Origin of the sequence: Streptomyces fuscigenes, from assembly GCF_021556455.1 — a bacterium.
GTDB classification, from domain to species: domain Bacteria; phylum Actinomycetota; class Actinomycetes; order Streptomycetales; family Streptomycetaceae; genus Streptomyces; species Streptomyces fuscigenes.
Genome location: NZ_JAKGCV010000215.1, coordinates 1 through 9,241 on the forward strand (window position 1 = coordinate 1; position 9,241 = coordinate 9,241).

The window sequence follows — 9,241 nt, forward strand, 5'->3', positions numbered from 1 at the left end:
CCAGGCGGACGCCGTTCCCGTGGGCGAGGACCAGCGCCAGCACATCGAGCTGACCCGCGACCTGGCCGAGCGGTTCAACGGCCGGTTCGGGCACACCTTCACCGTGCCCTCCGCCGGAGCCCAACTACCTTGCGCTCCGAGCGAACAGCTGTGGAACCGGGATGGCGCCCGCCGACCTGGGGGTTAGGGTCCATGAGTACGAGAGCCGGAGAAGGCGTCCGGGAGCAGTGCGGCCCGGCCTCCGATTCTCGGGACGAAGACGCTGAGACGGCTGTGGCCGTCAGAGACGAGCAGGTGGACACGTGACGAATCTGATGCCCCTCGCCGCCGGAGACCCGTCCATCGGTGGGGGCCTCGGCGACCAGGTCTACAGTCGGCTGCTCGGCGAGCGGATCATCTTCCTCGGCCAGCAGGTGGACGATGACATCGCCAACAGGATCACCGCGCAGCTGCTCCTTCTCGCGGCCGAGCCCGAGAAGGACATCTTCCTCTACATCAACAGCCCCGGTGGGTCCGTCACGGCCGGTATGGCCGTCTACGACACCATGCAGTACATCCCCAACGACGTCGTGACCATCGGCATGGGTCTCGCCGCGTCCATGGGCCAGTTCCTGCTGACCGGCGGCGCCGCCGGCAAGCGCTTCGCGCTGCCGAACACCGACATCCTCATGCACCAGGGCTCCGCGGGCCTCGGCGGTACCGCGTCCGACATCAAGATCCAGGCCGAGCAGCTGCTGCGTACCAAGAAGCGCATGGCCGAGATCACCGCTCGTCACACCGGCCAGACCGAGGAGACGATCATCCGCGACGGTGACCGCGACCGCTGGTTCACCGCCGAGGAGGCCAAGGACTACGGCATCATCGACGAGATCATCTCCGCTGCCTCGGGAGTTCCGGGCGGCGGCGGCACCGGGGCCTGAGCGGTCCCGTCCGGCCCGTCCCCCGAAGGTCTCCCAAGGTCACAGGAATGGTGAACACCGACATGAACAACACTTCCGCGAGCGGCCTGTACACGGGTCCGCAGGTGGACAACCGCTACGTCGTCCCGCGCTTCGTCGAGCGCACCTCGCAGGGCGTGCGCGAGTACGACCCGTACGCCAAGCTGTTCGAGGAGCGCGTGATCTTCCTCGGCGTGCAGATCGACGACGCGTCCGCCAACGACGTCATGGCGCAGCTGCTGTGCCTGGAGTCGATGGACCCCGACCGCGACATCTCCATCTACATCAACAGCCCCGGCGGCTCGATGACGGCCCTCACGGCCATCTACGACACGATGCAGTTCGTGAAGCCGGACATCCAGACCGTGTGCATGGGCCAGGCCGCCTCCGCCGCCGCGGTGCTGCTCGCCGCCGGCACCGCCGGCAAGCGTCTCGCCCTGCCGAACGCGCGCGTACTGATCCACCAGCCGTCCAGCCAGACGGGCCGCGAGCAGCTCTCCGACCTGGAGATCGCGGCCAACGAGATCCTCCGCATGCGCACGCAGCTGGAGGAACTGCTGGCGAAGCACTCGACGACCCCGATCGAGAAGGTCAGGGACGACATCGAGCGCGACAAGATCCTCACCGCTGAGGACGCGCTGGCCTACGGTCTGGTCGACCAGATCGTCTCCACCCGCAAGACCACGGCCGCCGCGGCGGCCTGACCGGCGCGCACCCCTGGCGCGGTCCCGTAGCACCCGTCGCGCCCGCCCCACCGGGGCGGCGCGCGACGGCCGTACGGATGTCGTACGGTCGTGCGGGAGCAAGGTGAACCGCGCCAAGGGGGGCCCGAACACGGGGCCGGGCAAGGTACCGTCGGATATGAGGCACAGGAGCCGCTGAACCAGGCTGCTCCCAGGCGAAGGGGAAGCACCTCGTGGCACGCATCGGTGATGGCGGCGACCTGCTCAAGTGCTCGTTCTGCGGCAAGAGCCAGAAGCAGGTGAAGAAGCTCATCGCAGGGCCCGGTGTGTACATCTGCGACGAGTGCATCGATCTCTGCAACGAGATCATCGAAGAGGAGCTCGCGGAGACCTCCGAGGTGCGCTGGGAGGAACTCCCCAAGCCCCGCGAGATCTACGAGTTCCTCGAGGGCTACGTCGTCGGGCAGGAGCCCGCGAAGAAGGCCCTCTCGGTGGCCGTCTACAACCACTACAAGCGGGTGCAGGCCGGGGAGAACGGCGGCGGCTCCGGCCGTGAGGACGCCATCGAGCTCGGCAAGTCCAACATCCTGCTGCTCGGTCCCACCGGATCCGGGAAGACCCACCTCGCGCAGACGCTCGCCCGCATGCTCAACGTCCCGTTCGCCATCGCCGACGCGACGGCGCTGACGGAGGCCGGCTACGTCGGCGAGGACGTCGAGAACATCCTGCTGAAGCTGATCCAGGCCGCCGACTACGACGTCAAGAAGGCCGAGACCGGCATCGTCTACATCGACGAGATCGACAAGGTCGCGCGCAAGAGCGAGAATCCGTCGATCACGCGCGACGTCTCGGGCGAGGGCGTGCAGCAGGCGCTGCTGAAGATCCTGGAGGGCACCACCGCCTCCGTGCCGCCGCAGGGCGGCAGGAAGCACCCGCACCAGGAGTTCATCCAGATCGACACGACGAACGTGCTGTTCATCGTGGGCGGCGCGTTCGCCGGCCTGGAGCGGATCATCGAGTCCCGCGCGGGTGCGAAGGGCATCGGCTTCGGTGCCACGATCCGCTCGAAGCGCGAGATCGAGGCCCGCGACATGTTCCAGGAAGTCATGCCGGAGGACCTGGTGAAGTTCGGGATGATCCCCGAGTTCATCGGCCGCCTCCCGGTCATCACCTCCGTGCACAACCTCGACCGCGAGGCGCTCAAGCGCATCCTGGTCGAGCCGCGTCACGCGCTCGTCAAGCAGTACCAGCGGCTGTTCGAACTGGACGGCGCGGAGCTGGAGTTCGAGGAGTCGGCGCTCGAAGCCATCGCGGACCAGGCGATCCTGCGCGGCACCGGCGCGCGCGGCCTGCGCGCCATCCTCGAAGAGGTCCTGATGTCGGTGATGTACGAGGTCCCGTCCCGCAAGGACGTGGCCCGCGTGGTCATCACCGAGGAGGTCGTCCACTCGCACGTGAACCCGACGCTCGTGCCGCGCGAGCCGAGGATCGTCAAGAACGACGGACGGCACGAGAAGTCCGCGTGAGGCACCTCGTGTGACACGCGCCGCGAACGCGGCAGGCGCCCGGCAGGTCGACTCGGATCGACCGGCCGGGCGCCGTCGTTGTGCGGGGCGCGGGCCCGGGGCGCCGGGCGCGGTGCGCCCCGGGCCGCCGCGGTGCCGCGCCGATCAGACCTTCACGCGGACGTCGTTGCGCAGCTTCGCGGTGGTCTCCGCGACCTCGGAGATCGGTGTGGTCTTGCCCGCGAGCACGGAGGCCACGTCCGTCGTCGTCGCGAAGCCGAGCGTGCTGTGGTCGGCCCACACGCAGATCGGCAGTGTGATCTCCTTCGGACCCGCGGAGGCGTCGCCCTTGACCGTGATGTTCTGGCACTCCATGAGCGCGCCGCCGAGACCGGCCGGGGTGACCTTCTGCGGGGTGCCCACGAGCTTCTCGTTGCCGCTCTTGTCGGCCGCCGACTCCTTCTTGGCCGAGTCGAAGAACGCGTCGAGGGTCTTCTGCGGGTCGTCGATCTGCCCGTACACGCCGCCGTAGTCCAGCGCGACCTGGGCGAGCGGGTTGTTCTTGTCGCCCTTCACGTAGGCGGCGGAGATGTCCTTCGGGTTCTTGACGCCGGCCTTCCTGGCGTCGTCGAGGTCGTCCGAGGCGGAGCTGTCGCTGCCGGGCTTCTTCGTGAACTGGCCGTCCAGCACGGTCGCCGGGGCGGTCAGCTTGTGCGGGCCGTCGTCCGCGACGTCCGAGCCGCCGGAGCCGCCCGAGGTCAGGAAGTAGACGCCGCCCGCGATGACGGCGCAGGCCACCACGACGGCGGTGACCACGAGGGCCGTCTTCTTCTTTTTCGGCGCCTCGCCCATCGGGTTCGCGGGGTACTGGCCGGCGCCGTACGGCGGCTGGCCGTAAGGATTCTGCTGCCCGTACGCAGGCTGGCCCGGCTGCCCGTACTGCGGCTGCCCGGGCTGTCCGTACGCGGGCTGTCCCTGCCCGTAGGCGGGCTGTCCGGGCTGTCCGGGCTGGGCGTACGGATTCGGCGTGCCCTGCTGCGGCTGCCCGTAGGGCCCCGGGGCGCCGGCGGGCTGCTGCGGGTAGCCGTAGCCGGGCTGCGGCGGGACACCGGGCTGCTGCGGGTAGCCGTAGCCGGGCCCCGGGGCGCCCTGCTGGGGCTGACCGCCCTGCTGCGGCTGCTGTCCGTAAGGTCCCGGCTGTCCGTACGGCCCGGGCTGCTGCGGCTGCTGAGGCTGCGGCCCCCCGTAAGGCCCGGGCTGGTTGTCGCTCATGCGGTCGGATCCCCTCATATGGATAACGCTGACCGACATCCTGACGGATGTGAGCACGACATGGGGGTCCCGGGGCCACACCGTTACGCTCGGCAATCCGTTTCGGGGCGGCCCGGGGACACCTCTAAACTGGCCCCGTGACCGAGAACTCAGCGCAGCAGCCACCAGCTCCCCGTGAATTGCCGACCAAGTACGCGCCGGCGGAGGTAGAGGGGAAGCTGTACGAGCGCTGGGTGGAGCGGGGCTACTTCGAGGCGGACGCGTCCAGTGACAAGGACCCGTACACGATCGTCATCCCCCCGCCGAACGTCACCGGCTCCCTCCACCTCGGCCACGCCTTCCAGCACACGCTGATGGACGCCCTCACGCGCCGCAAGCGCATGCAGGGCTACGAGGCGCTGTGGCTGCCCGGCATGGACCACGCCGGCATCGCCACGCAGAACAAGGTCGAGCAGCAGCTCGCCGAGGAGGGCAAGTCCCGCCAGGACATCGGGCGCGAGGAGTTCGTCCGCCGCACCTGGCAGTGGAAGGAGGAGTACGGCGGCCGCATCCTCGGCCAGATGCGCCGCCTCGGCGACGGCGTCGACTGGTCGCGCGAGCGCTTCACCATGGACGAGGGCCTCTCGAAGGCCGTCGGCACGATCTTCAAGCGGCTCTACGACGACGGCCTGATCTACCGCGCCGAGCGCATCATCAACTGGTGCCCCCGCTGCCTGACCGCGATCTCCGACATCGAGGTCGAGTACCAGGACGACGACGGCGAGCTGGTCTCGCTGAAGTACGGCGAGGGCGACGACACCGTCGTCGTCGCGACCACCCGCGTCGAGACGATGCTCGGCGACACGGCGGTCGCGGTCCACCCCGACGACGCGCGCTACGCGCACCTCATCGGCAAGCGCATCAAGCTGCCGCTCACCGACCGCACGATCCCGGTCGTCGCGGACGCGCACGTCGACCCCGAGTTCGGCACCGGCGCGGTCAAGGTGACCCCGGCGCACGACCCGAACGACTTCGCGATCGGCCGCCGCCACGGCCTCGAATCCCTCACGATCATGGACGAGCGCGCCGTGATCACCGTCCCCGGCCCCTTCCAGGGCCTGGACCGCTTCGAGGCGCGCTCCGCGATCGTCGAGGCACTGCGCGAGCAGGGCCGGATCGTCGCCGAGAAGCGCCCCTACGTCCACAGCGTCGGCCACTGCTCGCGCTGCGGTACGACCGTCGAGCCGCGGCTGTCGCTGCAGTGGTGGGTCAAGGTCGAGCCGCTGGCGAAGGCCGCGGGGGACGCCGTCCGCGACGGGCGCGTGAAGATCCACCCCGAGGAGATGTCGAAGCGGTACTTCGACTGGGTCGACAACATGCACGACTGGACGATCTCGCGCCAGCTGTGGTGGGGCCACCGCATCCCCGTCTGGTACGGGCCGAACGGCGAGACCGTGTGCGTCGGACCGGACGACGAGATCCCCACCGGCGAGGGCTGGACGCAGGACTCCGACGTCCTGGACACCTGGTTCTCCTCGGCGCTGTGGCCGTTCTCCACGCTGGGCTGGCCGGAGCGCACACCGTCGCTGGAGAAGTTCTACCCGACGGACGTGCTGCTCACGGGCCACGACATCATCTTCTTCTGGGTCGCCCGGATGATGATGTTCGGCCTGTACGCGATGGACGACGTGCGGCCGTTCCACACGATCGCGCTGACCGGCCTGGTCCGCGACGAGCACGGCAAGAAGATGTCGAAGTCGTTCGGCAACGTCGTGGACCCGCTGGACTGGATGGACACCTACGGCGCGGACGCGGTGCGCTTCACGCTCGCGCGCGGCGCCAACCCCGGGGCGGACGTCCCGATCGGCGAGGACTGGGTCCAGGCGTCCCGCAACTTCGCCAACAAGATCTGGAACGCGACCCGCTTCGCCCTGATGAACGGCGCCACGGTCGAGGGCGACCTGCCCCCGGCCGAGGAACTGTCGGCCACCGACCGCTGGATCCTGTCCCGGCTGGGCCGCACGGTCGCCGCCGTCGACGCGTACTACGACGACTACCAGTTCGCGAAGCTCAGCGACGCGCTCTACCACTTCGCGTGGGACGAGGTCTTCGACTGGTACGTCGAGCTGTCGAAGACGACGTTCGCCGCGGGCGGCGAGGGCGCGGCGGCCTCCCGCCGGGTCCTCGGCGAGGTCCTCGACGTCACCCTGCGGCTGCTGCACCCGGTCGTCCCGTTCGTCACGGACACCCTGTGGACGACGCTGACCGGGCGCGAGTCCGTCGTGATCGCCGAGTGGCCGGTCGACAGCGGCTTCCGCGACGACGCGGCCGAGCGGGAGATCGAGCACCTCCAGGAGGTCACGACCGAGGTCCGCCGCTTCCGCGCGGACCAGGGCCTCCAGCCCGGCCAGCGCGTTCCGGCCCGCCTGGACCTTTCCGGCACGTCGCTGGCCGCGCACGAGCCGGCGATCCGCGCGCTGCTGCGCCTCCAGCCGGAGGGCGAGGACTTCCAGGCGACGGCGACCCTGCCGATCGCTGGCGCCTCGATCGCCCTCGACCTGTCCGGCACGATCGACGTGGCGGCGGAGCGCAAGCGCCTGACGAAGGACCTCGGTGCGGCCGAGAAGGAGAAGGCGCAGGCCGACGCCAAGCTCGGGAACGAGGCGTTCCTGGCGAAGGCTCCGGACCAGGTGGTCGACAAGATCCGCGGCCGCCTCGCGAAGGCGGAGGCGGACATCGCCCGCATCACCGCCCAGCTGGGAAGCCTGCCGCAGGCCTGAGGCAGCGGTGGAGGCCGGCGGCCCCGGGCGCGAGCCCGCCGGGCCGCCGGCCCACCCCGTGCCGGGATCGCCGGCACCGGCCGGCCGAAGGGGCGCCGCACCGCGCGCGGCGCCGGGACCCGCCCCGGCGCCGGGCGCCGCAGGCGCTCCGTAGACTGGAGGGCGTGAGTGAGACCCCCCAGTCCGGCGAGCACGACGACGACGGCGAGAGCGTCGACGATTTCGACGCCATCGTCGCCAACGAGACCACCCGCGACCCCGACCTCGCCGTGATCGAGGCCGGCAGCCGCACCCTGCGCGCCCAGGCCGGCCCCCCCGAAGGCGACGTGCCGGGCCGCCCGGAGGACCCCGAGGCCGACGCGGCGCTGCGCGCCGTCGAGGCCGAGCTGGCCGACCGCTGGGGCGAGACCCAGCTCGACCCGTCCACGGTGCGCATCCGCGCCCTGCTCGACCTGCTGGGCGATCCCCAGCGCACGTACCCGTCGATCCACATCACCGGCACCAACGGCAAGACGTCCACGGCCCGCATGATCGAGGCGCTGCTCGGCGCGTTCGACCTGCGCACCGGCCGGTACACGAGCCCGCACGTGCAGTCCGTGACCGAACGCATCAGCCTGGACGGCGCGCCGATCCCCGCCGAGCGGTTCGTCGAGACGTTCGACGACATCAAGCCGTACATCGGGATGGTCGACGCGGACCAGGAGCACCGGCTGTCGTACTTCGAGGTGCTGACCGGCATGGCGTACGCGGCCTTCGCGGACGCGCCGGTGGACGCCGCCGTCGTCGAGGTCGGCATGGGCGGCACCTGGGACGCGACGAACGTGATCGACGCGGGTGTCGCCGTCATCACCCCCATCTCCCTCGACCACACCGACCGCCTCGGCAACACGCCCGGGGAGATCGCGGGCGAGAAGTCCGGGATCATCAAGGACGGCGCGACGGTCGTCCTCGCCCAGCAGCCGGTGGACGCGGCGCAGGTCATCCTGAAGAAGGCCGCCGAGCGGGACGCGACGGTCGCCCGCGAGGGCCTCGAATTCGGGGTCCTCTCCCGCGAGATCGCGGTCGGCGGGCAGCTCATGACGCTGCGCGGACTCGGCGGCGAGTACGGGGAGATCTTCCTGCCGCTGCACGGCGCCCACCAGGCGCACAACGCGGCGGTCGCACTGGCGGCCGTCGAGGCGTTCTTCGGTGTCGGCTCGACCCGGCCCGAGCCGCTGGACGCGGAGCGGGTCCGCAAGGCGTTCGCCGCGGTCACCTCGCCCGGCCGGATGGAGGTCGTGCGCCGCTCGCCCACGGTCGTCCTGGACGCCGCGCACAACCCGGCGGGCGCCCGCGTCGCGGCCGAGACGGTCGGCGAGGCGTTCGACTTCAGCCGGCTGATCGGGGTGGTCAGCACCAGCGCGAACAAGGACGTCCGGGGCGTGCTGGAGGCTCTGGAGCCGATCTGCGCGGAGCTGGTCGTCACGCAGAACTCCAGCCACCGGGCGATGGACGCCGACGAGTTGGCCGCCCTCGCGGTCGAGATCTTCGGCGACGAGCGCGTGCAGGTGGAACCGAGGATGGACGACGCCATCGAGGCGGCGATCACCCTCGCGGAGGAAGAGGGCGAGTTCTCCGGCGCGGGCGTGCTGGTGACGGGCTCGGTCATGACGGTCGGCGAGGCCCGGCTGCTGCTGAAGAGGGGCTGACACACGGTCATGCGCACGCTCTGCTCATCGACGCTGCTCGCCGAGTTCTTCGTGATCGGCTTCGCGGGCCTCGTCGCGATGAAGTCCGACTCCCTGTCGATGGCGGCCGTCTGGACGGTCTGCGGCCTCGCGATGTTGCTGTCGCTGCTGCTGTGCGGCATGATCACCCGACCGGGCGGGGTGCAGCTGGGCTGGGTGCTCCAGGCCGCGCTGCTCGCGAGCGGTTTCGTCGTGCCGATGATGTTCATCCTGGGCGTGGCGTTCGCCGCGCTGTGGTGGGCCTCGGTGCACTACGGACGCATCATCGACGAACACAAGGCCCGCTGGGCCGCGCTCGCGCGGAGCGACGCGGCCCCGGCCGGCGCGGCGCCCGGTGGTGCCGCGTCCGGCGGCACG

At 70.5% G+C, this 9,241-nt stretch carries 7 protein-coding genes and 1 pseudogene; 7 read left to right on the plus strand and 1 reads right to left on the minus strand.

The features are described from left to right. The 4 genes and pseudogenes from L1885_RS17525 to clpX all read left to right on the plus strand — a co-directional run. Positions 1-112: pseudogene (locus L1885_RS17525) on the plus strand (tryptophan--tRNA ligase); the annotation flags it as partial. 202 nt (positions 113-314) lie between these two features. Then, on the plus strand, positions 315-920 hold the full coding sequence (locus L1885_RS17530; RefSeq protein ID WP_235798074.1) for an ATP-dependent Clp protease proteolytic subunit: 606 nt from the start codon (positions 315-317) through the stop codon (positions 918-920). 47 nt (positions 921-967) lie between these two features. Beyond that, on the plus strand, positions 968-1,642 hold the full coding sequence (locus L1885_RS17535; RefSeq protein ID WP_308117340.1) for an ATP-dependent Clp protease proteolytic subunit: 675 nt from the start codon (positions 968-970) through the stop codon (positions 1,640-1,642). 212 nt (positions 1,643-1,854) lie between these two features. Further along, entirely contained in the window at positions 1,855-3,147 is a 1,293-nt protein-coding gene (clpX, locus tag L1885_RS17540; protein WP_235798070.1) for an ATP-dependent Clp protease ATP-binding subunit ClpX, read from the plus strand. 144 nt (positions 3,148-3,291) lie between these two features. Here the strand turns inward: clpX and L1885_RS17545 are convergent, their stop codons facing one another. After that, positions 3,292-4,398, minus strand: a complete 1,107-nt coding sequence (locus L1885_RS17545) for a hypothetical protein (RefSeq protein ID WP_235798071.1) — start codon at positions 4,396-4,398, stop codon at positions 3,292-3,294. A gap of 137 nt (positions 4,399-4,535) precedes the next feature. Here L1885_RS17545 and L1885_RS17550 point away from each other — a divergent pair, with 137 nt between their 5' ends. The 3 genes from L1885_RS17550 to L1885_RS17560 all read left to right on the plus strand — a co-directional run. Further along, complete coding sequence (locus L1885_RS17550) at positions 4,536-7,157, plus strand: valine--tRNA ligase (RefSeq protein ID WP_235798072.1); 2,622 nt, start codon at positions 4,536-4,538, stop codon at positions 7,155-7,157. A gap of 164 nt (positions 7,158-7,321) precedes the next feature. Beyond that, positions 7,322-8,845 (plus strand): bifunctional tetrahydrofolate synthase/dihydrofolate synthase, encoded by a 1,524-nt coding sequence (folC, locus tag L1885_RS17555; RefSeq protein ID WP_308117341.1) that lies wholly within the window; start codon positions 7,322-7,324, stop codon positions 8,843-8,845. A gap of 9 nt (positions 8,846-8,854) precedes the next feature. After that, the coding region (locus L1885_RS17560; RefSeq protein ID WP_235798073.1) for a DUF4233 domain-containing protein at positions 8,855-9,241 on the plus strand (387 nt) is incomplete at its 3' end.